We start from the raw sequence: 25,180 nt of genomic DNA, 5'->3' as shown, positions 1-25,180 counted from the left end.
TAGCGGGATTTGGGGACAGTCCCACTACTATAAAAAGCTGCAAGAATTAGTGAGAGTTAATCCCATTGATTCTTGCAGCTTCTATTTTTAGAAAATTGATTTTGCCTGGCGTGTATTTGATACATTAGAATTTTGGGATGAGGCCCTCGCTGTTGTAATTAGAAGTTTGACTTCAAGTTCGTAACAGGTGTATTTGGATTAACTATTACATCTGATGATTGAACATAGGCTCTTCCCAAAATGATTTCCTAGGAAGATTATCTTATTGCTGAACTACGCCGAAAAACATGTGTCCTATTTGAGGCTTACTCGTAATGGCTCTAAAGCAAGTTTTTCAATTGCATACGCCACTCCGCTTTCATTATTACTCCGGGTTTGGAAATCGGCGGCTGCTTTAATTTCTGGAATGGCGTTATCCATTGCGACGCCACACCCAGCGTATGTGATCATCGATAAATCATTTCCATTATCACCGATACTCATTACTTCCTCTTGTTTAATACCAAGTTGCTCTGCCAATTTTTTCACTGCGTTTCCTTTGCTTGCAAGTGGATGCACAAATTCGAGGAAATAGGGTGAACTTCGAACAATTGTATACTGTTCATTTAGGTTTTCCGGAAGTGCTTGAATGGTACGATTTAAGCTTTCCTGATCATCAATAAACATGATTTTCGGTATCGATAGAGTTGTAGGTATGTCGCTCACCTGACGATAACTTAATGGAATTTTATTTAAATACGATTCTAACACCGTAAATTCGCTAATATCAGTGTTCGGCGTATAAAGGCCTTCCACATCAAAGAAATGCATTGGCGTTTTCAATTCGATACTAAGCTCGTACAGCTTCACTAAATCATCATGTCCAAGTGCTAATTCAGCGATAACCTCGTTTGTGTGCGTATCTTGTACAAATGCACCATTATATGCAATCACAAAGTCGCCCTCTTGATCTAAGTTTAGTGCTTTAATGTATTTCCGCATGCCACCAATTGGGCGTCCGGAACATAGGACAATTTTAATGCCCTGCCTTTTAGCTTCATCTAATGCATGTTGTACATCTTCTGGTACTTCATGACGGTCATTTAGAAGCGTCCCATCCATATCTATCGCAATTAATTTATACAATTTTCATTCTCCATTCTCCTGCCTGATAGGACCATTATACGACAAGAAGGGTTATTTGGCATGTAACTAGTTTGGATCCGCTTTCCATCGAATCTATATGTCAAAATCGGGACAGGGGCAGCGTATTCTCAGCACAATAGTATTCCAGATATATTGCGTTATCCAGTGGGGCAAATAGGAGTATTTTAGAACAAAAAGTGGTGATTGGAATGATTAACACCTTTTCTGCAAAATAAAATTTAAATATCGCCCTGAACCTCTGAACGCTCCAAAAAGAAAATAAGAGCTCGCCCCTGTTAACAAGGCTCCAAAATTATTCGTTGAGCAAACATTTGCACTTGATTTGTAGAGCGATTACAATTGTCTTGTAATTAAGATAATATATTTTAATTACCAAAACATATGGAGAGGGATGATTTAATGGGTAGATTTACAGATAAAGTGGTATTAATCACAGGTGCTGGTTCAGGTTTAGGACGTGCATCTGCATTGCAAGTAGCAAAAGAAGGGGCAAAACTTTCGTTAGTGGATTTAAATGAAGCATCTTTAGAAGATACAAAAAAACAAGTATTAGAAATAGCTCCAGAATCTGAAGTTCTTTTAGTTACAGCAAATGTAGCTGACGAAGAACAAGTGAAAAATTATGTGAATCAAACAGTTGAAACGTTTGGTAAAATCGATAGTTTTTTCAATAATGCAGGAATCGAAGGAAAACAAAATCTTACAGAAGACTTTGGTGCCGACGAATTCAATAAAGTAATTGCCGTTAATTTAAATGGTGTATTCTATGGTATGCAATATGTACTTAAAATAATGAAAGAACAAGGCAATGGTTCTGTCGTCAATACTGCATCTGTTGGTGGTATCCGTGGGGTTGGTAATCAATCTGGATATGCCGCAAGTAAACATGGAGTTGTTGGGTTGACCCGGAACTCTGCAATCGAATACGGTCAATATGGCGTAAGCATTAATGCAATCGCACCAGGTGCAATCTTGACTCCAATGGTAGAAAATTCCCTTAAACAAATCGGTGGAGAAGAAGGCTGGGAAGAAGTAGGTAAAGAATTTGTTCAACCAAACCCAATGAAACGTTTTGGAGAACCGGAAGAAGTAGGTTACTTAGTAGCATTCCTATTATCGGATCAAGCTAACTTTATCAATGCAGCTGTTGTTCCTATTGATGGTGGACAGTCTTATAAATATTAAGGTATTTAATAATGATGACCAAGCCTGGTTGGGCTTGGTTATTTTTATTGGTTCAACTAACTAGCAGTGGGGAACGAAGATACCCCACTGCTAGTTAGTTGAACTTTATGCGCTTGCTTTATTCGATAGCTTCCCTTCTCGTTTTTTTTCCAAGGCATTTACGACAACCGCAGCAGAAGCATCACCTGTAACATTGACAGATGTCCGGACCATATCCAGGATTCTGTCAATACCTGCAATAAGGGCAATCCCCTCTACTGGAAGCCCTACAGAGGTTACTACCATTGTAAGCATAATTAAGCCAGCTCCAGGAACTCCCGCAGTACCGATGGAAGCCAGAGTTGCAGTTAATACAATCATTAACTGTTGCGCAATAGTAAGATCATATCCGAAAAATTGTGCTATAAATATTACACATATACCTTGATATAATGCGGTCCCATCCATATTGATGGTGGCTCCCAACGGAAGAACGAAGCTGCTTACTTTCCGGGATACACCTAGGTTTTCTTCAGTACTTTTAATGGTAATTGGCAAAGTTCCAGAGCTACTTGTCGTACTGAATGCGACAAGGCTTGCAGGAGCAATTCCTTTTAAAAATTTCCAAGGATTCATGTTTGCAAAATATTTAACAAAAAGTGAATAGGTCAATACAGCGTGAAGGATGCATCCTGCATAAACGATTAATATAACTTTCAAAAGTGGAAGAAGTATAGAAGCACCATACTCTCCAACAATTGGTGCGATTAGACCGAAAACTCCGATAGGAGCCAATTTTATTACAATGGCTGTAATTTTATACATAATTTCAGCAAGTTCATCGAAGAAGTTATAAACTGTTTTCGCCTTGTCACCTAACATCGTAATCGCTAGACCAAGGAAGATGGCAAAAAAGATGATTTGCAGCATATTCGCCTCTACCATTGAAACAATAGGATTAGTAGGTACGATATTTAATAATGTATCAACTATTCCAGGAGCCTCTGTTGTCTCTACCTTATTTGTGGATTGAGTTATATTGAGACCAACACCAGGTTTGAAGATATTTGCAAGGGATAATCCGATTGTTACTGCAAAGGCCGTGGTTATAAGATAGTAAAAAAACGTCACTCCACCCATACGTCCAATTTTCTTAATGTCCCCTGTACCTGCTACACCAACTACGAGGGAAGCAAGGACTAAGGGAACTATAATAAACTGAATCATGCGCAAAAATAAATCACCAAGTGGTTTAACGACCTCGATACTTGGTCCAACGATAGCACCAACAACGATAGCAAGTATGAATGCAATCAAAATTTGTGTAAGTAAGCTAATTTTTTTCATAGGAACCTCCTTTTGTTCGGAATAATTTGATGAAAATGGAAAAAGGTGAAAACAGTAATCAGTTAATGATAAGCGAAAAAAGAGCTAATCTACTTTTAGATCCCTACTACGATTTTACAAATATCCCTCCTCGCTAGTTAAGGAAGCGTTTACAATACTCCTTAAAATTTAAAAGGTAATAATCCCTTTTATAGAAAAGTTAAAGGAAAATGTCAATAGTTATTTAGTAAATATTACGAAAAAACTAAAAATATATAAAATTTTATTGATTTTATATAATAAGTTATATAATATAGTTGTTAGAAGAAGTTTGGAAAGGATTTTTTTAAATGAATACAATACTTGAACAGTACATTCCAGTAGCAGAGGTGATTGCCAAAACCTTTGGCCACGATTGTGAAGTGGTCGTACATGATTTAACTGTTCCGCAAAACTCAGTTGTTTACACGGTTAACAACCATGTAACAGGCAGGAAAGTAGGACAAAGCTTTAATCATTTAATTACAGATGTATTACTTTCCCAAAACTTTACAAATGATTTTGCAGCAAATTATTATTTTCATTCAGATGATGGTAGATTAATAAAATCTTCTACATTATTAATTAGAGACCAGGAGAAAAAGGTAATGGGGGCACTTTGTATCAATATTGATACAACCAGAATTACTGAAAATATCAACTGGTTAAACAGTATGATTCCAGATAACCCAAATCATCATCCAGAGCCTATTTATAAAAATGAAAATCTAAATGAAACGGAGCATATACAGGAGGTTGCCAATGATTTAATTGAAAAAATAATTGGTGATAAAGCTGTAGAGAAATTAAGGCGGGATGAAAAGGTTGAGATGATTCGATTTATGGAAGAAAAGGGGATTTTCCTAATACGTGGCACTATTGATAAAGTAGCTCAAAAATTGAGAATTTCCAATGTGACTGTATACAGTTACATTGAAGAAACTAAAGAAAAAAATAAAAGGTGATCGCAATGAGAATTTACTCCATTTTTTAAAATACTTATATAAAATTTTATATAATTCATAAAATATATTCTATGAAGGAGACATTATAATGAAATTCATTTCAATTAAAGGTGCAAAATCAAATCCTGGTCATTATTCTGCTGCAACACAACAAGGTAACTTCCTTTTCATTTCGGGACAGCTCCCTGTTAATCCCTTTACAGGTGAGAGAAGTCGTGGCGGGATTAACGCCGAAACAAAACAAGTACTTTCGAATCTAGACAACGTTTTAGAAGCAGCAGGAGCAAACAGAGAGGATATCATGAAGGTCACGATTTATATTTCAGATATTTCATTATGGGATACCGTGAACACTTTATACAAAGAGTATTTTGGTGATCATAAACCAGCACGGGCTGTTGTTCCAACGAATCAGCTGCACTATGGTTTTTCGGTTGAACTTGAGGCAATTGCTTATATTGACAAAGAAAAGGAAGATTAATGATGAACTATATCTGTTCTGACTGTAAATCAAGATACCTACTAGAAAGTAAGAAATGGAAATGTGATTGTGGAGGGTTGCTCGGCCTTAAATATGAAAAAGAGGAAGTTGACTTTTCAAAAACCTCCTTGTCACGAAATCATTCTCTCTGGAAATATATCGATGTATTGCCATTTGAAAGGGAAGATGTCTGGCAGGATATTACATTAGGGGAAGGTGATACCCCACTCATCAAAATATCTGAGAATGTCTATGCAAAAGCCGATTATTACATGCCGACTTTATCATTTAAAGATCGAGGTGCTGTACTCCTTGTTGCTATGGCAAAAAAACTCAAGGTGACTCGAGTTGTAGCAGACAGTAGCGGAAATGCTGGTACAGCAATTGCGGCATACGGGGCAAGGGCAGGAATCCAATGTGATATTTTCGTTCCTGATTCTACCTCAAGTAAAAAGGTTAAACAGATAGAAGCACATGGCGCGGTCATTCATAAGGTTCCCGGTACGAGAGAAGATACAGCAAAAGCGGCAATCGCCATGGTAGAAGACGCGAATGCATTCTATGCAAGCCATATTTATAATCCGATCTTTTGGGAAGGTACGAAAACATATGTTTATGAGGTTTTTGAACAAATGAATGGCGAGTTGCCTGATGCATTCATTATTCCAGTCGGAAATGGAACATTGTTAATGGGAGCCTATATTGCCTTCGGGGAGTTAATGGCAAGTGGGCAGATCGCGAAAATGCCCAAAATTCTTGCTGTGCAGGCAGAAGCTTGTGCACCTATTCTTCAAGCTTTTATGGAGGGAAAGAATACGGTGGAGCCTATTGAAAGTTCTGGAACCGTGGCAGAAGGCATTGCCATTGCAGCACCAGCAAGAGGGACAGAAATCTTACAAGCAATTCGGGCAACAGACGGTGATATCATCGGCGTATCGGAGGAAAGCATTATCATTGCGAGAAATGAGCTTGCATTAAAAGGGATTTATGTTGAAATCACATCGGCTGCTAATTACGCAGGATATTTACGTTACGTAGAGAAATACCCAGAATTAAAAGAACAACAAGTAGTATTTCCTTTATGTGGAGCTGGTATAAAGAGTAATTAATATAGGATACAAATGCTTTATAATTTTAATTATGGGGGAGTGTTCATAATGAAAATGAAAGAATTAGATACACCGAGCTTAGTCATTGATCGAGAAATAATGATGGATAATATTCGCAGGATGCAATCGTATGCTGATAAATATAATGTTCATCTTCGTCCACATACGAAAACGCATAAGATGCCTGCACTAGCCAAACTACAGGTAGATGCAGGTGCAAACGGAATTACTGTAGCAAAAGTTGGTGAAGCAGAGGTAATGGCTGAAAACGGATTAAGCGATATTTTTGTTGCAAACCAAATAGTAGGCGAAGTCAAACTAAATCGTATAAAGAAGCTTGCGGAAACAATTGATATTTCCTTTGGTGTTGACAGTATCGAGCAATGCAAAATGATCGAAAACGTATTTAGTGACAGTCAAAAGCCGGCTCAAGTTCTTATCGAAATTGAGGTGGGCGAAAACCGCTCTGGTGTTATAGAAGAAAGTGATTATATTCGTTTGGTAGATTATATAAAAAGTTCCTCACATGTGAATCTAAAAGGGATTTTCTCACACGATGGACATACATACAAAGCAAAGGATCTTGAGGATTGCCGCCGCCTTTACAATGAAGCACAAAAACGTACGCTTCATTTTGCGCAGCTTGCGAAGGAGCAGGGTTGCAAACTTGAAACAGTTAGCATCGGGTCCACACCACCGCTATTGCACGATTTTGGAGTTATGGAGGGTATTACCGAACTTCGCGTCGGAACCTATATCCTCATGGATGTAGCTCAAGGAAATGCAATCGGATCCTATTCCAGCTGTGCTGCCAGTGTCCTGACGACCGTCATTAGCAAACCAACAAATGAACGTGTCATCACCGATGTCGGTGCCAAAGGCCTAACCATGCAGACGAGAATTGAAGGAATTTGTGCAACGAAAGGGACAGGCTATATCAAAAATTCCGATCAGGTTCATATTGACCAACTCTTTGATGAACACGCAATTATATATAATGAAGGATTCAGGAATCAAGTTGCAATTGGTGAGAAGCTGGAAGTTATCCCAAACCACATATGTCCAGTCTGCAACCTATATGATTATGCGTACCTTGTTTCCGGGGATGAGGTTGTGGAAGAAATTCCAATCTTAGGTAGAGGGAAGCTGCAGTAATCAAGATATTAAATTGATGAGAAGTACCATTACATTAACCTTTTAGTGGTGCTTTTTTTACAAGTAAGAAAGTATAAAACTTTCTTACTTACATACGTTCAACTAAGGTATTCACCCAAAGTCTTAGGCATTTGCCAAGTTTTCTAATTAATTGGTAAATCACTGACGGTTCTCCTGCTTCCATTTTTGATGAGGAGGAAGCAAAAGAACCGTCCCGCTGCTTCTTTTTGCGGGGTCTTTTGAATCACTACTAATCTCGTGTTTTTACTTACATTTCTTTATATTCCCTTTACAGTCATTTAATAGACTTCCTCTATAATTAAAGACAAATACTAGTAAAGGGAGAGATTAAGATTATGATACGCAAAGTTACTATCTTCTCACTGACAGCAATGATCTTCATGTCCATGTTTACAGCCCCTGTATTCGCAGCCAGTGGTGATACGCCGACAATTCAACAACAGCAGCAAATGGTTAATGTTGCACATCGGGGTGCTTCAGGTCATGCTCCGGAAAACACAATAGTCGCCTTTGATAAAGCGGTTGAAATGAAAGCTGATTATATTGAGATTGATGTACAAATGACACAGGACGGGAAATTGGTAGCTATCCATGATACAACCGTTGATCGTACAACAAATGGGACAGGATCGGTTGGAGATTACACACTTGATGAAATTCAGCAACTGGATGCTGGAAGCTGGTTCGGTGAGGAATTTGCGGGTGAACAGATTCCTACTTTTGAAGAAATAATCGATAGATATCAAGGGAAGATAGGGATATTAATAGAATTAAAATCACCAGCATTGTATCCGGGTATTGAAGAAAAAGTTGCTGAAGTCTTAATGCAGCGTAATATGCATAAACCTAATAATGATAAAATTATTATCCAGTCGTTCAATCATGAATCTGTACAACGATCAAAGGAACTTCTGCCGAATATCTCCCATGGAGTCCTCGCTGGGTTAACTTGGGCAGATGTTACAGATGAACAGCTGGCACAATTTGCAGCATATGCTGATTTCTTCAATCCGAATATGAATATCGTTACGGATGAGCTTGTTGACCGTGTACATACTACTGGGATGATGATCTACCCTTATACGGTACGAGCGCAGGAACAAGCAGATAACTTATTCCAACTTGGTGTTGATGGGATTATTACTGACTTCCCTGAGTATGTTTATAAGCATCCGGTGAAAAACTAAGAGTTGAGAAAAGGCTAGTAGTCTAGTAATCGAACATGCAGATAATCGCCTCAATCGAGTGAAAGCGGAAATGGTGCTTTCTTATCCTTTAAATGGGAATTAAATATACGACAACATGAGTACTTTATAATTACCAAAAATATGGGGAGGTAATGACTGTGAAGAAAATTGTTGTAGGACTAGCCTTGAGTATCCTCGTAGTATTTTCATTAACTAGTAATGTTTTTGCAAGTGATTATGGGAAAGAGGTAGATGTAAAAGTAATGTCTTATAATATTTACCATGGTGTTGGCCTGGATGGAGAACTAGATTTAGAAAGAATTGCTGAGTTAATTCAGAATGCAGATGCGGACATTATTGGACTTCAAGAGGTTGATCGCTTTTATGGGGATAGAAGTGATTTTCAGGATCAAACAAAGGAACTTGCAAAATTATTGGATTATCACTATGTTTACGGTGCTAACCTGAATCTTGACCCAGCTGAAGGGCAAGAAGAAAATAGACAGTATGGAACAGGTATACTCAGTAAATATCCGATTATCGATTCAGAGAATATTTTCTTAAGCAGTTTTGGAAATGAACAACGAGGACTCTTGCGTACGAAAATAAACCTCAAAGGGGTTCATGTTAATTTCTTTAATACACATTTAGGCTTGAATGTCCCTGAAAGAGACACCCAGGTTGAAGAAATAATCGAAGTGACATCTTCAATTGAGGATCCAAGTATATTGGTTGGTGATTTAAATGCAGAGCCAGACAGTGAAGAATTTCAATTATTATTAAATAAGGGTAATTTTGTTGATACATTTGCCGAGGTGGAAAATTCTAATACATTCCCGGTAGTTGACCCAACCAAAAGAATTGATTACATTCTCACATCACCACTTATCGAATTCACAAACCAAGAGGTAATCTATACAGAGGCATCTGATCATTTACCATTAGTAACTGAATTAACAATTAGGAGATAACGAAAAAGCACACTTCATAAGTGTGCTTTTTTATGTGTAGGTATTGAATATTGTTAAAAGTAAGAGTCTGAAAATGCCTACTATTATACCCTGAGATTATTATTGCATTTTAATAGAAACTTTTTCAGTGGCACGTGGGGTTCCTTGACCCATGTTTCAACTAGTATATTAATAGTCTCTTCTATAGGCCTTTTATATTCATTTTGATTTTCTATAGTTTAAAAGCTGATAGGCTGTGTCTGTATAGGATCCATCCACTCGATGGGAAAGAGCAACTTCTTATAATAGAGCACCTACTTTCACGCTATGAACGCGCATTAGCCTAGCATTATGCGCACTATCATACTACGAACGCGCACACAACACCAACCAAATTCCGATAGAACAATGGGACAGGAACCTTGTCCTACGCGTCAAACCCATGCTTTTATTCACTCTACTTAGGGTTAATCACAATTTCCACTCGGCGATTTTCATTGCGTCCATCTTCCTTTTCATTGGATGCGATTGGGGCAGTTTCCCCATATCCTTATGTTTTGATGTTCAAGTGGTCGATATCACCATATCACCATTTCTTTTAGATATTCAAATGCTGCATCTGCTCGGGCAATCGTTAAATTCGTATTGAATTCTTCTCCAGTGTTATCTGTATGCTCATTTATATGAACGTTTATATTTCCGTGTAATTTTTCAAGGTCAGCAATAATTCACTTACCTTTTTTGTTGAATGATATCGATTAATTTTTAACGCTAAAATAAGTCATTAATGGACTGCTTTTACACTTCTTTTTTGAGCTAGCAAACCGATTCGCGGATTTCCAGTTGTTAGTATCTCATTCAACAAATGATCTAAAGATTGAACTAAGTGGGACGTGGAGACAGTCCGAGACCACTGAAAAAAGCACTTTTTTTCTGCACTTGTTTCCGGATTTAGGCGCAAATTTTCTGAAATTTACTATTTTCACCTTCAAAATTCAAAAAAACTATAATAAAATTAGAATCAGACCCTTTTTTAGAGGATAGTATCGCTGCTATCCTCTTTAAATTAACTGCGTATGCCGTTAATTTTGCTTGTAAGGCCATGCTTTTTAGACCATACCCCGTGGCACGGTCTAGCCCATGAAATTGCTTCATCTCGCCATTTTTCCATTCTTGGCAAGACCTTTTCTTATATTTTTCCTTAAACTCATCCGTCTTTTGTTGCTGGCTATAACCGTAAAATTCCGGAGTATTTATTCCTATCTCCAGAATTCTGCCAACTGTATGGCCGGACGGAATACATCTTTCCCTTAAAGGGCAGTTTCTGCAGTTTTCTCTTTCAAAATAATATTTATATTGTTCCCTTCCATCTTTTCTTTTTCGATAGACTTTCCTTTCTGTTTTATTCCCCTGAGCGCAGAACCACTCATCCGAATCTTTATTGTAACTATATAAATCCTCATCAATCTTGTAGGCCATCTCACTAACTGGTATGTATGGTGTAGCTCCAACTTCCGTTATTTTATCTAAGATTGGTTTCCTAAAATATGCCTTATCCCCATATACTTCTCCGATGGTTACGCCACTTTTCTTTGTTAATTCTAGTAATTCATCAAACTTCTTGCCATCGACATATGCTCCATTACTTACATTAACTGCGGTAATGATTCGATCTTCCGTTGTTATCATAAATTCCGTTTTGTATCCGAAGAAATGGGAGGTTTTACTTTTATGCCCTACTCTAGCGTCCTGGTCGACAATGGAACGTACCCCTTTTTGTTCCAAAAATTTAGGGTCCTCCAGAATTTCCTTTGCATTATCCAGTACTTCCTTTGTTTTAGGGCTGTTTTCTATATCTATATTCTTTTCCACTTTGGTGATCGTATCTTCAAGGTAAGACTTCATCGTCGCTTTCGCTTCTTTATGGTCTTCTATTTCTTTATAATTAGGAATTTCTTGATTGATTTCCTCTGGTACTTCGCCGTTTTCTTTCTCCACCGTCTTAAATATCTTACTTGCTAGGCGTTTCATGACTCTTTCTGCGATGCATTTAAATGTGTTTGCTTCTGTATGAGTTGTATCTATACTTATTCCAGACCCTTCTAGGATATCTTTCTCCACACATTGATGAATCGTTTCCGCCATAACCTCATCGATCGTTAAGTTTCCTTCTAATTTATCTTTACGGAATTTCGTTAATAAACTAGGATCTGGTAGTTCATCTTCTGGATTGATACCTAAAAAGTACATATAGGCAAGATTCAAAGAAGCTTCTTCTATCCACTCGTACATCGGATAGATTATAAAGATATTGTAATACTAAAAGTTTCAACATGAGTTCCGGTTCTTTGGCCGGTCTTCCGTATCTCTTACAATAGGTTTTTTCAAGCTTCTCATTGATGAAACTAAAATCTACTTCATCTCGAAGTACTTTAAGCGTATGATTTTCTGGAATTTTACTGTATAATACGGAATAGATGCTTAATTGCATATCTTTGTCTTTAAGCATAGAAATACCCCCAATTTGGTAATAGTTTTTCGCTAACTCTATTATACCAAAATTCGGGGGTATTTCTTTTATTTCCATAAAATATTATATAATTCTGAATTTTAAGATGGACTTTTTCAGTGGTCTCAGACAGTCCCCGCGTCCCACTAAAAGTGATGGTAGACAGGAGACGAGCTTAAAATACAACTTTTTTAAAAAATAATGTAATCGCAAACATGCAATCGGTGTCTGTATTTTAATCTTGAAGTATAGCATAATAATGAAAAAACAGGATTGACTTTAAAAGGATATACTCTTAAAATTGGATAATAATTTAGTGATTTAACCAATTAAAGCAAACAATTAAAACTGAGTGGATATATGAAATTTTTGAAATAGAACAACTAGATGGGTGGAGGATTGATTTTGGAAAAGAAAAAGAAGACGAGTTTTTTAGATCGATTTTTAAATAAAGTTGAAGTTATAGGGAATAAATTACCGGATCCGATCGTGATTTTTATCAATTTAATGGGTATTATTCTTGTAGCCTCCTTTATTGCATCCTTATTTAATTTGAAAGCGACCAATCCTGGGACAGGTGAAGTGGTCGAGGCTGTAAACCTACTTTCCGGAGAGGGCTTAATTCTTATTTTAACGGAAAGCATTAATAATTTTAGTGCATTCCCACCGTTAGGAATGGTACTTGTCGTGATGCTAGGTATTGGAATTGCAGAGAAAACAGGTTATTTTGAGACTGTAATGAAACGAGTTATTGAAGTAGCACCACGCAAACTGATTATTCCAACGATGATTTTAGTTGCTATTATTGGAAATGTTGCTGGTGACGCAGCACCCGTAATCCTCCCGCCACTTGCAGCTATGGTTATGATGCGGCTTGGCTACCATCCTTTTGCTGGACTTGTGATGGCATATGCTGCATCACTTGGGGCTTTTTCAGCTAACTTCATCATCGGGATGACAGATGCTTTAGCACTGGCTTTTACGGAACCAGCTGCACAACTTATTGATGAGAGTTATACGGGAAATATTGCGATGAACTATTATTTTATTGCTGCTTCGGCAGTGTTGTTACTGATCGTAACCTATTTTATTACGACAAAACTGACGATTCCACGATTAGGTACGTATCATGGTGAGAAATTTTCTGAAGAAGGCGTAAGTGTGGCTGAGAAAAGTGCGTTACGTTGGGCCAATGTTTCGTTATTAATAACTGCTGGAATTTTTATGGCACTTGTAATTCCTGAAAATGGGATACTACGAAATCAGGAAACAGGCTCGATTATGAATGATTCACCGTTCATGAATTCGGTTGTTTTCCTTATTACGATTTTGTTCTTTGTCCCAGGTTTGGTATATGGGTTGAGGGCGAAAACAATTAAGAGCTCGAGGGACTTTGGGAATGTGTTAAGTGAATCGATGGCAACAATGGGAAGCTACATTGTTCTCGTGTTCTTTGCAGCTCAGATGCTTGCATACTTTTCATGGAGTAATTTGGGGCCGATTTTAGCGATAAAAGGAGCAGAATTTCTTCAGGATATGGATTTCACTGGAATACCGTTAATTCTAAGCTTTGTCATTATTGCTGGTTTTATCAACTTACTAATTGGAAGTGCCTCTGCAAAATGGGCAATTCTTGCACCTGTGTTCGTTCCGCTATTTATGCTTTTAGGCTATGATCCGGCTTTTACACAAATGATTTTCCGGATAGGGGATTCAATTACGAACCCAATTACACCAATGCTTCCATATTTGCCACTATTATTGGCATTTGCGAAAAAGTATGACAAGAATGTTGGCTTGGGTACGTTGCTTTCTAATTTACTACCGTACTCCATTGCTTATTTCATTGTATGGTCCTTATTTTTGGTCCTTTGGTATTTAATAGGCTTACCAGTCGGTCCAGGAGGTCCTATCTTTTTAGGACAGTAACGCAATCCGAATAACGGCTCACTAGCCAATAATAATGAATAAATATTAAATGAGGAGGTACGAATGGATATGAATAAACAAATCGAAGAAGTATTACCAGATGTTATTCAGTGGAGAAGAACCATGCACCAACATCCAGAGGTTTCTTTTGAGGAGCACTGGACAAGTCAATATATTGAAGACGAGCTTCGACAAATGGACAATATCGAATTATCTCGTCCAACGAAAACAAGTGTACTTGGAATTATTAAAGGAAAAAAACCTGGAAAGAGAATCGGGCTGCGAGCGGATATTGATGCATTACCCATTCAAGAAGAACGGGACGACCTTGATTTTACCTCAACAAAAGACGGTGTCATGCATGCTTGTGGGCATGATGGACATGCCGCGATGCTGCTTGGGGCGGCACGTGTATTATCGCAAAACGTAGACGCAATAAGTGGAGAAATTTATTTGATTTTCCAACATGCGGAGGAAGTACCTCCGGGCGGTGCACAGGAAATGGTTGCGACTGGGCTGTTCAACGACCTTAATTTCGTCTATGGTCAGCATTTATTCACACCGATTCCTACTGGTAAAATTGGAATTACAAAGGGGCCTATCACATCAAATTCGGATACGTTTGATCTCCTCATTAAAGGGAGTGGTGGACATGCATCTCAGCCTGAAGATTCGGTTGACCCGATTATTATAGGTACGCAGATTATCAATCAATTTCAAACGATTGTATCGAGAATGACTTCTCCACTCGATTCTGTCGTAATCTCAACCACACAGTTTCATGCTGGTAGTGCAACGAATATTATCCCTGATACTGCTACATTACAGGGGAGTATACGAACGGTCCAACAAGAAACGCGTGAATTGGTAAAAGAAAAAATGGAAAAGGCAGCTGCATCTATTTGCGATTTCTATGGTGCTGATTACGAATTTAACTTCCAGTATGGCTATGATGCGGTTATCAATAATGAAGAGAAAACAGATTCTGTGATCGATATTGCAACCAAATTATTTGGTGATCGTGTATTCAATTATCCATTGACAATGGGTGGTGAGGATTTCGGTGCATTCTCCAAGGTAATTCCAGGAACATTCATTTTTATTGGAGCAAGAAATGAGGAAAAGTCCTATGATTATGCCCATCACCATCCTAAATTTGCCATCGATGAAGATAGTTTAATCGACGGTGTCAGCATGATGGTTCATGTTGCGTTAGAAATGGGGAAATAAAATAGTGAATTCAGGGGTCAGTTCCCTACCGCTATCAATTTTTCTTTTAACGTCATGGTTTTCTTATGCGTATATTTAGATAAAAATAGAGACAGGCTTTATTTATTTAGGCCTGTCTCTATTTTTTTATAATGAACATTACATATGCTGCAATATTTACGATAATATCGATTCGAGGAATAATTGCCATATTCGCGGATTAAGTTAAGGAAATCGCGGAATAAACACCACATTACGGATATACGTCTGAAATTCGCGGAATTCCAGTGGGGCCAGTGGTTTGCTGTCCCCGCGTCCCACCTACAATGCTTTCATTATTCGCTGTTTGTGCTGGAAGGTTGCGATTTCTTTGATGCCTTTTTCTAGTAACTTATTTCTGATTTCACTGGAGTAGATGCCTAGGTCATTTGGGAAGTGGGAGTCGGATGACATGGTGAATGTAACTCCTTCCGCGATTAATATATCAATGAATGTGATGCTTGGGCACATTTCTTCTACGGGATATCGATAGTAGAGTCCAGGATTTATTTCGGTTGTAACATTGTTCGCTGCCAAGGTCTTGGCTACGTCACGATACATTTCAATCAGGGTTGTTTCGTCTGATCGATAATTAAACACTTTCATATTATCTAAATGTGCGATGAAGTTAAATAGCTTACTTTTTGCAGCGTTTTTCACCGTTTTGAAATGGTTTCTGTACAGTTCCTTTAAATCGTAATCTTTAAATTTATGTTGAAGCTCAGGATTATCAAAGCCCCATCCATCATAAAAATGCACGGATCCAATGATATAATCAAAGTCATAGCCGCTTAGTAGTGATACGAGCTCTGCTTCTCCGCCAGTGAAGTAATCGGCCTCAATACCAAGTCTCAACTGTACGCCTCGCTCTTCCCATACTTCTTTTTGAGATTGAATAAAGGAAACAAATTCATCCAAGCTTCTAACCATTACTTTGTCGAGCCATTGCGCCTGCTGAACGCCGATTTCGTCCGAAGTAACGTCCATATATTTTTCGAAATAAGCGCGTGTTTCTTTGAATCGATAAAGATGGTCAACAATTCCTACCTCTTTGATTCCTTTGGCCAATGCTTCTTCTAAATAAAAATCAAGCCACCACTTGGAGTACTCACTTTCTGCTAAACGTTTGCTCATTTGATCCACCGCTTGTATGAGCCATTCTTTCGTATTTCGTGGGGCACTTCTCGCCTTTTCGAGCTCCATTGCCTTTAAGCTTTTCTCAACAAAAGAGAGGGAATATGGGCCTTCCTCCAGATGGATATGATAATCTACTTTCATAATGTTGTACGACCTTTCTTTATATAAAATGGTTAAACGTTCTGTCCTTATCGAACTGACTAGCAACAAGATCTCCTTGCTACCTCTATGAAAAAACCGCTCGTGTTCCGCCCAAGCATAGCTTTCAGCCTTCCTCCAACAAAATTTACCTCATCACGTTGCGTGAACATTGATCCAATCATATCCTTTGTTCTCCCAATCATGCGGCTTTGCTTTATCGCAAATGATTGTTGATAGGTTGGAAGTCGGACATATTTCAAACAATGATTTTTTATTTAATTTTGATGAATCTGTTAGTAAAGTTGCTTCTTGGCTACACTTCATCATGGCCTCTGAAACAAGGGATTCGTCCATATCGAAGTCATACACTGCATCCTTTGTTACGCCACCACAGGATAAGAAGGAGCGATTGAAATTAAATCGTTGTAAAAACTCAATCGTATAGATTCCTCTAACCGATGCCTGATAAGGATTGGTCGTTCCTGGTAGCATAATCACTAGTCCTGTCATTCGCTGTTCTTCGATTGCTAAATTAAATCGACTTGCTGCACTCAGTGAATTTGTAACAACTGTAACGGATTGTAGATTTTCAATCATATCCGCTATATGAACGGTGGTTGTACCAACGTCTACGGCTATTGTATCGCCGTTCTGAATCATTGCTGCGGCTTTCTTTGCCAATTTCTTCTTTTCGTCCAAATGTAATGACATTTTCTTTTCGTAGACCATTTCCTTTTGGGACGGAATATAAGGCATAGCGCCCCCATGAACGCGTGTTAGAAACTCGTTCATTTCAAGCTCGGCTAAATCTCTCCGTATTGTTTCTGGAGTAACTTGCTGTTGTTTGGCTAAAGTTGTAACCAACACTTTTCCATGCTTGTCTAATTGTTCTAAAATAAACGTATGCCGTTCATCCTTCATTGCTGTTTCCCCTCGATTCGTTATCTACTAGACTATTTTTCAATTGTGATAATATTCGTTCGGTCAATAAAAAGCTGTCCTTGCGACTGAATGCTTTCTAGATTTCCTTTGTTATTAATGAGATCGACGGAAAGCTTTACATCATTCACGTCATACATGCAACGGATTGTGCTACCTAACACGGTATAATTCTCGAGTTTCCCGCTGAAATAGATGCCTGCTTCCCCAGAAGATGGTGCTAATTGAATGGATTCTGCGCGTATCGCATACGTGCTTTCTGCGTTTTCAACTAAAAATGAAGGATCAATTTTTTTGAGATCATTCGTAGGTAGAATATTATAATTTCCGATAAAACTCGCTACGAACTGATTTTTTGGATATGCATAGAGCTCTGCGGGGGTGGCGCTTTGCACAATTTTCCCTTCACTCATTACAAAGATTCGATCCGATAAAATCATCGCCTCTTCCTGATCATGTGTTACGAAAATCATCGTAATCCCTAATGTCTTTTGCAATTCCCTTATATCCACTTGCAATTGCTTTCTAATCTTGGCATCTAGTGCGCTTAACGGTTCGTCTAATAATAGGACTTTCGGTTTTGTCACGAGTGAACGTGCTAGGGAAGTCCGCTGCTGTTGTCCACCTGAAAGCTGATGTGGGTAATAGTCTATTTGATCCTCTAAGTTGACCAAGCGTACAATTTTCATTACTTCACGATGTATTTCATCCTTAGGCATTTTTTTTAATGCGAGGCCAAATGCGATGTTTTCAAAAATCGTCATATTTGGAAATAGTGCATAGTTTTGAAAGACCATTCCAACGTTACGATCCCGAGGTAGAATATTGCTGATATCATCATTATCTAGAAAAAGATCCCCCTCTTGGAATACTTCTAAGCCTGCAATTACACGTAAAAGCGTTGACTTCCCACAACCACTTGGTCCGAGTAGCGTGATTAATTCCCCTTCTTCCATCTGCAATGAAATATCTTTTAAAACTTCATGATTACCAAAACGAAGGGATAGATCTTTAACCGTAATAAAACTCATCACTTCTGCCTCTTTTCATTGTTGACTTTTATTTGTGTACTTGTTACAGGGTCCGCTTGAGCAAAGGTTAATGGTGGAATTGTCCGTTTTTCCTTATGTTGCTTACTGCTTTTTAACGTAGTTTTTTTGCCTTTTTTGGAAGCTGTTAAGCGCGTGATAATTAAACTGATTACAATTAGCAGAAGGAAGTACGCCACCATTACAGCACTAGCTAAGTGACCATTTTCATTCATTCTTCGCATCATATAAATCCGAATCGTTTCAAAACGTCCACCGATTAAAAGATTTGTTAACACAAACTCACCGAAAAATCCCGAAAAGATTAATAAGGTTGTAATTAACAAGCCTAATTTAATGTTTGGCACGATAATTTTTAGAAAAGCCTGTAGCTTATTGGCCCCGAGCATTTCTGCAGCATGCATTAAGTTTTTTGAATGGATACTTTCCAGGCTATTTCGAACGCCTTGATACATAAACGGTAAAGAACCGACGAAGAGACCACCGACTAAAACGGCAAACATCGGAATTGCTGAACCTGCGTACATTCGGAGTAAGCCAGTCGCAAGAATCACCGCTGGAATGGCATAGGGCATTAATACGAGTCCCTTCATAAAGTTATCGACTCGAGGAAAATACATATACACTAAGAAAACAGTTGGAACCATGACGACAAGAACGACTGCTAACGCGATTAAAGTTAAGGTAATGGATCGCATAACTGCAGATACGAAGTTAGGATCCTGGAATAGTTCGACAAACCACTTAAATGTAAAATCCTTTGGCAATAGGGTATTAGACCAATTTGTTGATGTTGCATATAATGCAGTTGAAATAAATGGGGAAATCATATATAGACCAAATATAGTCAGAATGAGATAGGTGCTAAATTTACGTTTTTTACTTTTCATGCTAAATCTCTCCTAACTTTACGTAACATCGTTTGTGACAGATATAAAATCGCAATCATAATTAAGGCAAATATAACGGCTAACGTGCTGCCAAGAATCGGACGCGCATAAATGTCTCCAGAAACAAGGGCTGCGATACGGATGGTTATTAAATTAACATTACTTCCTGTTAGCGCGTAGGCAGTTTCATACGTACCCATTCCATTCGCGAACATAATTACGAACGTTCCTGCAATCGCGGGGAAGATATTCGGTAAACCAATCTTCCTCCAATAGGTCCAATTCGAAGCCCCTAAAAGGAACGCCGCTTCTTTCCACTCCTTTTTTATCTTTTTTAACGATGGATAGATGAAAAGTATCCCGAGCGGAATTTGGAAATACAAGTACGTTAATGCGAGACCTTGCCAGGAATAGAGGTTAAAGCCTTCAAATAGTGAAAAATTTAATCCATCAAAGAAGAGGCGTAATACCCCTGAATTTCCGATTAAAATAATAAATGCAAAGGCTAATGGAACACCTGCGAAATTTGCTGCGACATTAATATAAACGGTAATTTTATCCTGAATTGTCTCAGGTAAATTCGTTAAGGCGTAAGAGACGATGATTGCTAGCGCCAGCCCGGCAATACTTGAGAAAAGCGATATCATCCCACTATTCAAAAAGGCCTGGTAATAAAATGGGTTCGTGAATACTTCTTGATAATTATCAAACGTAAATGACCCAGTTGTTTCACTTGTGAAACTCGATGTGATCATTAAGGCCATTGGGATGACTAAGAACAATGCAGCGAGTAAAAAAAATGGGGTCAGCCATATCCAAATCTTATTCAATCGTTTCGTTTTCAAGGATATTCATCCCTTCTTTTAAAGTCTGCCAATCTATTTCTTGCATTTTTTGACCTTTTTCAATGCCGAGCAAATGACACACGAGAGGAGCGAGCTGCAATTGCTCTAGCGCTTTGGTACCGATTCGGGGCTCAAGTTGATCAGAAATAATAAATAATGGAACCTCTCGATGCTCAGGCAATGTACCACCGTGATTTCCATAGTCATCCATGCCGTGATCTGAAGTCACCATCACTTGATATCCCATCTCTAACCATCGCGGTACGTAAATTCCTAAAATCGTATCCACTCGGTTAACAACACTGCGATATTCGATTGAATTTCCAGTGTGCTTATGTCCGACATCATCAATATTCATGGAATGGACATACATGAAATCAGGATGCGATGATGTGATTAACGCATGTGCATCCGCAAAAAGATGCGAATCTGGGTACGTATCATCCGCATAGAAAATCCCATGTTGAATTGCTTTTGCTTCATCATGCTGAATACGATCTTCAAACATGGAAAAAGGGGCGCGATTATATAATTCACTTACCCAGTGATAAGCAGCAGCTGCAGTCGTCCTCCCGGCATCTTTCATCAGTGAAAAAATACTATGTTCTTTTGACAGTTGTACATTATAATTTGTGTAAATCCCATTTTCATGCGTAGGTACACCTGTTAGCAGTACTTCATATAAAGGTCGTGAATTACTTGGTGTTTCAGAAAGGACTTTATAAAGACTAGCCAATTTCTTTTCAACAAAATGATTTAAGAAGCCAAGATGTTGGATGGCTTTGTCATATCGGCAGCCATCCAACGTAATCATAATTAATTTTTTATTGGGCATTTACTAACACCTCTTGTTGCCATAACTGTGGTAATTCAATTGCTGTTTGATCCCATGCTTCATGGTCTTCTACTTGTTTCACATTTTCATAGGCTTCGTTCGGAAGTAATTTTGTTTGTACATCTTCAGGTAGCTCGACATCGCGGATTGGACGTGCATAGCCTTTTGCTAAGTTGATTTGGCCTTCATCCGATAAAATATACTCTCTAGCTAATTTTGCCGCGTTTGGATGTGGAGCATTTTTGTTGATGACAGTTGTATATCCACTCATCACAGAACCATCTGTTGGAATCGTTACGTCAAAACGGTCCGTATCAATTTGATCACGATAATTTAATCCATTGAAGTCCCAAACAATCGCAACATCAATTTCGCCTTTTTCTAAATTCGCCAAGTTAGCATCTGCTGAAGTTAAACGTCCCTCTTCTGCAAGTTGCTTAAAGTAGTCGATGCCTGGCTGGATATCTGTTTCACTTCCACCGTTAGCCATAGCTGCAGCAAGTACTGCGAATTGTGCCTGCGTTGCTTTCGTCACATCACCTACAGATATATTGTAGTTTCCATTTGCAACATCTTCCCAAGAAGTTGGGGTTTCATCCACATTTTGCTTGTCTGTGATGAAAGCAATCGTTCCTGTGTAGCTAAGTAACCAGTGACCTTCGTCATCCTTCGCCCAACCCGGTATTTCATCCCAATAGGAAGTTTTATACGGTGCAGTTAAGCCCTTATTTACAGCCAAGGGTCCAAAGTTAATTCCCACATCACCAATATCTGCTGTTCCATTTTCACCTTCCGATTCGAACTTCGCTAATTCCTCAGCGCTTGACATGTCTGTGTCCGTTTGTGTAATTCCGTATTCTGTTTCAATCTCGTCCCAAGTTTCAATCCAGTTCGCCCAAGTATCCGGCATCCCAACACTTGTAATCTCGCCTTCTTCTTTTGCTTTTTCTTTGATTGTTTCCAGTGAATCATCTTCGCTTGCTGTAGAATCTTCGTTAGCAGGTGAGCCACATGCGGCTAACAGAAGTACCAAGGAAATAAATCCTGTGATTAGAAATGTTATTTTTTTGCTATGGTTTGTTTTCATCATTAGATGCTCCTTAAATGTTTGTTTTAATTCTAAATAGTCTCGATAAAAATGTACTCCTGAAACCAAATCCACTTCAACAAAATAAAGTAACCGCCCCTAAATCCTCCTTTATATAAAAAATTAATTCTATTCCTAACAATCAAACATAGATTTGATTTTTCTTTTGTTTATGTTTGATTATGCTTTTATACTAACAATCAAATATTAAACAAACATTGATACAACGTAAAAACTTTGTAAATTAATCGGGAGGTATGAAAATGTAGGGATCAGGGGTCAGACCTGGAACCGTGTTAGGAAGGCGAATGACAGGGGATATAGCAAGTCTGCTTGATGGCCACTATGCGAGGCAATATACGCATGAAGCCGGTGAGGACCGGTATGAGTTTATGGAGAAGATATCGGATGATTGGCATGAACCGAATGTCTTTCAAAAAGCAGGTCAAAGCACCAATGAAATTGGTGCGTATATGTGGAGAACATGCTGAATTCTCCTGATGATTTTTGCCAACTGGTAACCTTTGACGGGACAAGGTTCCTGTCCGAGGCCACTGAAAAAGTAGGACATTTAAAAATTAGTACAAATTAAGCCCCACTTTTAATGATATTGAACGTTAATTTGAACACTCAACTCCCACTAAGTCCGAGTTATAACGTGTGATTTTGGGAATTGGATTTTTTGACTTTCTAAGTTAGGGACTTTTTCAGTGGCCTCTCCTGTCCCTGTGGTCCTGCACCAACTTTACGGCCGTCCAGTACAGGTAGAGAATAAATGATAAACAGTACATATGCTGCAATATGTACGATAATATCGATTCGCGGAATAAACGCCATATTCGCGGATAAACGTGTAAAATTCGCAGTGGGCCGGTGGTTTACAGTCTCCATGTTTCAGCTTGTCACCGCTAGAAAAAAAGTAATCACCCACCGCTCTGACCAAAGAGTTGGGTAATTACTTCTTTCTGAGGAAATATCCAATTGTGACGAATGGTCTTTGCAACCTCTCCCCTCACTTCAAATGACATTGAAATGAGAAGCTATATAAAGGATAATTTATTTACGTTTTTTAAATATGCTGCACCCGTATCAGTACGTATTCAAAACGAACATGGAAAGTCATCACCATAATGGCATCTACCAGAAGACACTAAATTTATAATATCACAAGACCACCAAAAACTCTACGAGATATTCGCCACTTATCATTTGGCTTTTCAACAACCTATATAAATACCTATCATTATTAAAACCGTGCTTGGACCCTATTCGGAGGGGATAATTAAGCTTTCCAGTTTACCTTTCCACAACAACCGCCGCTTCTTTTTGCTGTTACTGGTCTAACTTTAATGGATGATGAGTTTATAACAATCGGTTTATTGGAGGCATTTACTTGTTTATGCTTACTTACTGTATTATTTATTTTTTTTGATTTCAAAATTCTCAACTCCTTAGATGTTATAGTACATATTATAGTTTTATTCACAAAAAAGTTCGGGCTGTGGCGAAGGTTCTATCCAAAAAGGGCATGCTTCAAAATTTGCTCCTTTTATGTGATACCATTTTGTTATTGGTGGTCTCGTTTTATAAGAAATAATCACCATATCAAGGTGGTCATCTGGGTGATTGGAAACATCATAAAAAGAAGGAACAGGTGCTGTAGTAGGGTGAGGGTGATAGACAGCAATCACCTGTTCATCTCGATTTTTTATTTTTCGAATGGTTTCCTCGACTATCTTTTTACTTACAAAAAAACGTTTGTTAGATTGACAAATTGACGTACATTGTCATTATTTCCTGTTTATAAACCACATGTCTCATAGGGCAACATGGACTTCCCATGTTCCAACATTTGGCTATATACAGATCTGGGAATAATTATCTTCTTATTATCATACTAACTCTTCCTGAAGATGGAAAAGAGTGAAGAGAATTCCATTTTCTTACCGAGTTGGCTTTCCTGATCATTATCAATATCCTGCCCATCACTTTGTTCTTCTTTTTCAGCAGCAACTATTTGATTGTCTGTCGCTTCCTTTGATAAGTATCTCGTGAAAGTTTTGAATTCTTCTTCTTGTTTGTTTGGTAGCTCTATATTGGTTTCTGAATGCTTTTCTATATTCACGTCAGGTACTTTTGTTTCCTCCACGTTTTTCTCCATGGAGGTATTATCATTGGTAAGGGGTGGAGTATTATCATTGGCAGTCATGAGAGGATTTTCATCAACATTACTTTTAGCTTTTTTTTTTCCTTGATTACTTTTTTTTGTGGTTATGCGTGTGACTGTATTTTTATTTAACTCATATTGAGAATTTCGAAAAGTCTTTTTCCCTTGATTCATTGAGGTAGTGTTTTGCACGCTACCAGAAGTGTTTGTTGGATATGGTGTTTGGTTGTTTAACATTGGACGCCTAGAAATTTGAGTATTTGTCATGTTATTTTTTTTTTTAGTTCCTGCTTGCTCTACATAATTGGGAGATTGAAGCATGTTTTGTAATTGTCTATATTCGGATTTCTTTGGAGCTAATGGTTCTTTGGCAGGTTCAGGTGTTGGAACATTCGATCCCATATATTTTTTAAATTGTAAAATTTCTTCATTTAGTCTTTCGATTTTAATTTTGGTTTCTATTAAGTGATCATCCTGTTTGCTCATCACCTGGTTCATTTTTTCGAGCAGCTCAGTAAAACGCATCTGTTCCATTCTATCCATAATCCAATTCATATCTTGTTCCATTTGACTTATTGATTCACTAACCGTATTCATTCGAGTTGAAAGGAATTGTTTCTCCAATTCATACTCTGTTACGCTTCGTTGATGGTTCTCTTCCATAATCTTCATTTCCCCTTTAAGTTTAGAATATTTTAATTGTAAATCATTAAAATCACTTTTCGTCTTCAGGTAGCCATTCACCCCATCGCGTGATTTTACTGTTTCTAACGTATATTTGTAGATATCAAGCTCCCGTTGCAGTTTTTCGACGTCATCCGAGTTATAAAGTTTATATCGATGCATCCCCATTCACCCTTT

23 protein-coding genes and 1 pseudogene are annotated in these 25,180 nt (G+C 38.1%); 10 read left to right on the top strand and 14 right to left on the bottom strand.

Annotated features, from left to right (window positions below):
* Positions 1-294: 294 nt before the first annotated feature.
* Positions 295-1,125, bottom strand: a complete 831-nt coding sequence (yidA, locus tag ACHABU_RS06760; protein WP_435763618.1) for a sugar-phosphatase — start codon at positions 1,123-1,125, stop codon at positions 295-297.
* A gap of 420 nt (positions 1,126-1,545) precedes the next feature.
* Here yidA and ACHABU_RS06755 point away from each other — a divergent pair, with 420 nt between their 5' ends.
* On the top strand, positions 1,546-2,331 hold the full coding sequence (locus ACHABU_RS06755) for a glucose 1-dehydrogenase (protein WP_435763616.1): 786 nt from the start codon (positions 1,546-1,548) through the stop codon (positions 2,329-2,331).
* Between the two features lie 105 nt (positions 2,332-2,436).
* On the opposite strand, the gene ACHABU_RS06750 is transcribed toward ACHABU_RS06755, so the two are convergent.
* Entirely contained in the window at positions 2,437-3,657 is a 1,221-nt protein-coding gene (locus ACHABU_RS06750; RefSeq protein WP_435763614.1) for a dicarboxylate/amino acid:cation symporter, read from the bottom strand.
* Positions 3,658-3,986: 329 nt separating this feature from the next.
* Between ACHABU_RS06750 and ACHABU_RS06745 the strand changes: the two genes are divergently transcribed.
* The 6 genes from ACHABU_RS06745 (at position 3,987) to ACHABU_RS06720 (ending at position 9,564) form a co-directional block, all read left to right on the top strand.
* The gene (locus ACHABU_RS06745) at positions 3,987-4,640 is read left to right on the top strand and encodes a helix-turn-helix transcriptional regulator (protein WP_435763612.1); all 654 of its coding nucleotides are present in this window, start codon (positions 3,987-3,989) and stop codon (positions 4,638-4,640) included.
* 88 nt (positions 4,641-4,728) lie between these two features.
* The gene (locus ACHABU_RS06740; protein ID WP_435763610.1) at positions 4,729-5,121 is read left to right on the top strand and encodes a RidA family protein; all 393 of its coding nucleotides are present in this window, start codon (positions 4,729-4,731) and stop codon (positions 5,119-5,121) included.
* Positions 5,121-6,230: a threonine synthase gene (locus ACHABU_RS06735; RefSeq protein WP_435763608.1), complete on the top strand. Its 1,110-nt coding sequence runs from the start codon at positions 5,121-5,123 to the stop codon at positions 6,228-6,230. The genes ACHABU_RS06740 and ACHABU_RS06735 overlap by 1 nt, the downstream gene beginning before the upstream one ends.
* Positions 6,231-6,278: 48 nt before the next feature.
* The gene (locus ACHABU_RS06730; RefSeq protein ID WP_435763606.1) at positions 6,279-7,385 is read left to right on the top strand and encodes a D-TA family PLP-dependent enzyme; all 1,107 of its coding nucleotides are present in this window, start codon (positions 6,279-6,281) and stop codon (positions 7,383-7,385) included.
* 356 nt (positions 7,386-7,741) lie between these two features.
* A complete protein-coding gene (locus ACHABU_RS06725) occupies positions 7,742-8,593 on the top strand; it encodes a glycerophosphodiester phosphodiesterase (RefSeq protein WP_435763604.1) in 852 nt (283 codons plus the stop codon).
* 152 nt (positions 8,594-8,745) lie between these two features.
* Positions 8,746-9,564, top strand: coding sequence for an endonuclease/exonuclease/phosphatase family protein (locus tag ACHABU_RS06720; protein ID WP_435763602.1), 819 nt, complete (start codon positions 8,746-8,748; stop codon positions 9,562-9,564).
* A 930-nt stretch (positions 9,565-10,494) separates the two neighbouring features.
* On the opposite strand, the pseudogene ACHABU_RS06715 reads toward ACHABU_RS06720, so the two are convergent.
* Positions 10,495-12,052: pseudogene (locus ACHABU_RS06715) on the bottom strand (IS1182 family transposase).
* Positions 12,053-12,457: 405 nt separating this feature from the next.
* Between ACHABU_RS06715 and ACHABU_RS06710 the strand changes: the two are divergent.
* Both ACHABU_RS06710 and ACHABU_RS06705 read left to right on the top strand, forming a co-directional pair.
* A complete protein-coding gene (locus tag ACHABU_RS06710; RefSeq protein WP_435763600.1) occupies positions 12,458-13,981 on the top strand; it encodes an AbgT family transporter in 1,524 nt (507 codons plus the stop codon).
* Between the two features lie 63 nt (positions 13,982-14,044).
* The gene (locus ACHABU_RS06705; RefSeq protein ID WP_435763598.1) at positions 14,045-15,211 is read left to right on the top strand and encodes a M20 metallopeptidase family protein; all 1,167 of its coding nucleotides are present in this window, start codon (positions 14,045-14,047) and stop codon (positions 15,209-15,211) included.
* Between the two features lie 300 nt (positions 15,212-15,511).
* On the opposite strand, the gene ACHABU_RS06700 is transcribed toward ACHABU_RS06705, so the two are convergent.
* The 7 genes from ACHABU_RS06700 to ACHABU_RS06670 form a co-directional block, all read right to left on the bottom strand.
* The gene (locus tag ACHABU_RS06700) at positions 15,512-16,507 is read right to left on the bottom strand and encodes a histidinol phosphate phosphatase domain-containing protein (RefSeq protein ID WP_435763596.1); all 996 of its coding nucleotides are present in this window, start codon (positions 16,505-16,507) and stop codon (positions 15,512-15,514) included.
* Positions 16,508-16,660: 153 nt separating this feature from the next.
* Positions 16,661-17,428, bottom strand: coding sequence for a DeoR/GlpR family DNA-binding transcription regulator (locus tag ACHABU_RS06695; protein WP_435763594.1), 768 nt, complete (start codon positions 17,426-17,428; stop codon positions 16,661-16,663).
* A 32-nt stretch (positions 17,429-17,460) separates the two neighbouring features.
* A complete protein-coding gene (locus ACHABU_RS06690; RefSeq protein WP_435763592.1) occupies positions 17,461-18,477 on the bottom strand; it encodes an ABC transporter ATP-binding protein in 1,017 nt (338 codons plus the stop codon).
* Complete coding sequence (locus ACHABU_RS06685; protein WP_435763590.1) at positions 18,477-19,385, bottom strand: ABC transporter permease; 909 nt, start codon at positions 19,383-19,385, stop codon at positions 18,477-18,479. The genes ACHABU_RS06690 and ACHABU_RS06685 overlap by 1 nt, the downstream gene beginning before the upstream one ends.
* Entirely contained in the window at positions 19,382-20,230 is an 849-nt protein-coding gene (locus tag ACHABU_RS06680; protein ID WP_435763588.1) for an ABC transporter permease, read from the bottom strand. The genes ACHABU_RS06685 and ACHABU_RS06680 overlap by 4 nt, the downstream gene beginning before the upstream one ends.
* Positions 20,208-21,065 carry an alkaline phosphatase family protein gene (locus ACHABU_RS06675; protein WP_435763586.1) on the bottom strand — a complete coding sequence of 286 codons (858 nt, stop codon included), beginning with the start codon at positions 21,063-21,065 and terminating at the stop codon, positions 20,208-20,210. Before ACHABU_RS06675 ends, ACHABU_RS06680 begins: the two co-directional genes overlap by 23 nt.
* Positions 21,055-22,152 (bottom strand): extracellular solute-binding protein, encoded by a 1,098-nt coding sequence (locus tag ACHABU_RS06670; protein WP_435763584.1) that lies wholly within the window; start codon positions 22,150-22,152, stop codon positions 21,055-21,057. The genes ACHABU_RS06675 and ACHABU_RS06670 overlap by 11 nt, the downstream gene beginning before the upstream one ends.
* Before the next feature lie 308 nt (positions 22,153-22,460).
* Between ACHABU_RS06670 and ACHABU_RS06665 the strand changes: the two genes are divergently transcribed.
* Positions 22,461-22,643, top strand: coding sequence for a hypothetical protein (locus ACHABU_RS06665; RefSeq protein WP_435763582.1), 183 nt, complete (start codon positions 22,461-22,463; stop codon positions 22,641-22,643).
* Positions 22,644-22,842: 199 nt separating this feature from the next.
* On the opposite strand, the gene ACHABU_RS06660 is transcribed toward ACHABU_RS06665, so the two are convergent.
* The 4 genes from ACHABU_RS06660 to ACHABU_RS06645 form a co-directional block, all read right to left on the bottom strand.
* Complete coding sequence (locus ACHABU_RS06660) at positions 22,843-23,043, bottom strand: hypothetical protein (RefSeq protein ID WP_435763580.1); 201 nt, start codon at positions 23,041-23,043, stop codon at positions 22,843-22,845.
* Between the two features lie 391 nt (positions 23,044-23,434).
* On the bottom strand, positions 23,435-23,590 hold the full coding sequence (locus ACHABU_RS06655; RefSeq protein WP_435763578.1) for a hypothetical protein: 156 nt from the start codon (positions 23,588-23,590) through the stop codon (positions 23,435-23,437).
* 40 nt (positions 23,591-23,630) lie between these two features.
* Entirely contained in the window at positions 23,631-23,927 is a 297-nt protein-coding gene (locus ACHABU_RS06650) for a Mov34/MPN/PAD-1 family protein (RefSeq protein WP_435763704.1), read from the bottom strand.
* Positions 23,928-24,049: 122 nt separating this feature from the next.
* Positions 24,050-25,165, bottom strand: coding sequence for a hypothetical protein (locus ACHABU_RS06645; protein ID WP_435763576.1), 1,116 nt, complete (start codon positions 25,163-25,165; stop codon positions 24,050-24,052).
* Between the last annotated feature and the right edge of the window lie 15 nt (positions 25,166-25,180).

The organism is Oceanobacillus sp. CF4.6 (assembly GCF_051262635.1).
GTDB lineage: Bacteria > Bacillota > Bacilli > Bacillales > Amphibacillaceae > Oceanobacillus.
Note: the sequence above shows the minus strand (reverse complement) of the source record. Positions and strands in the feature narration are given on the sequence as shown.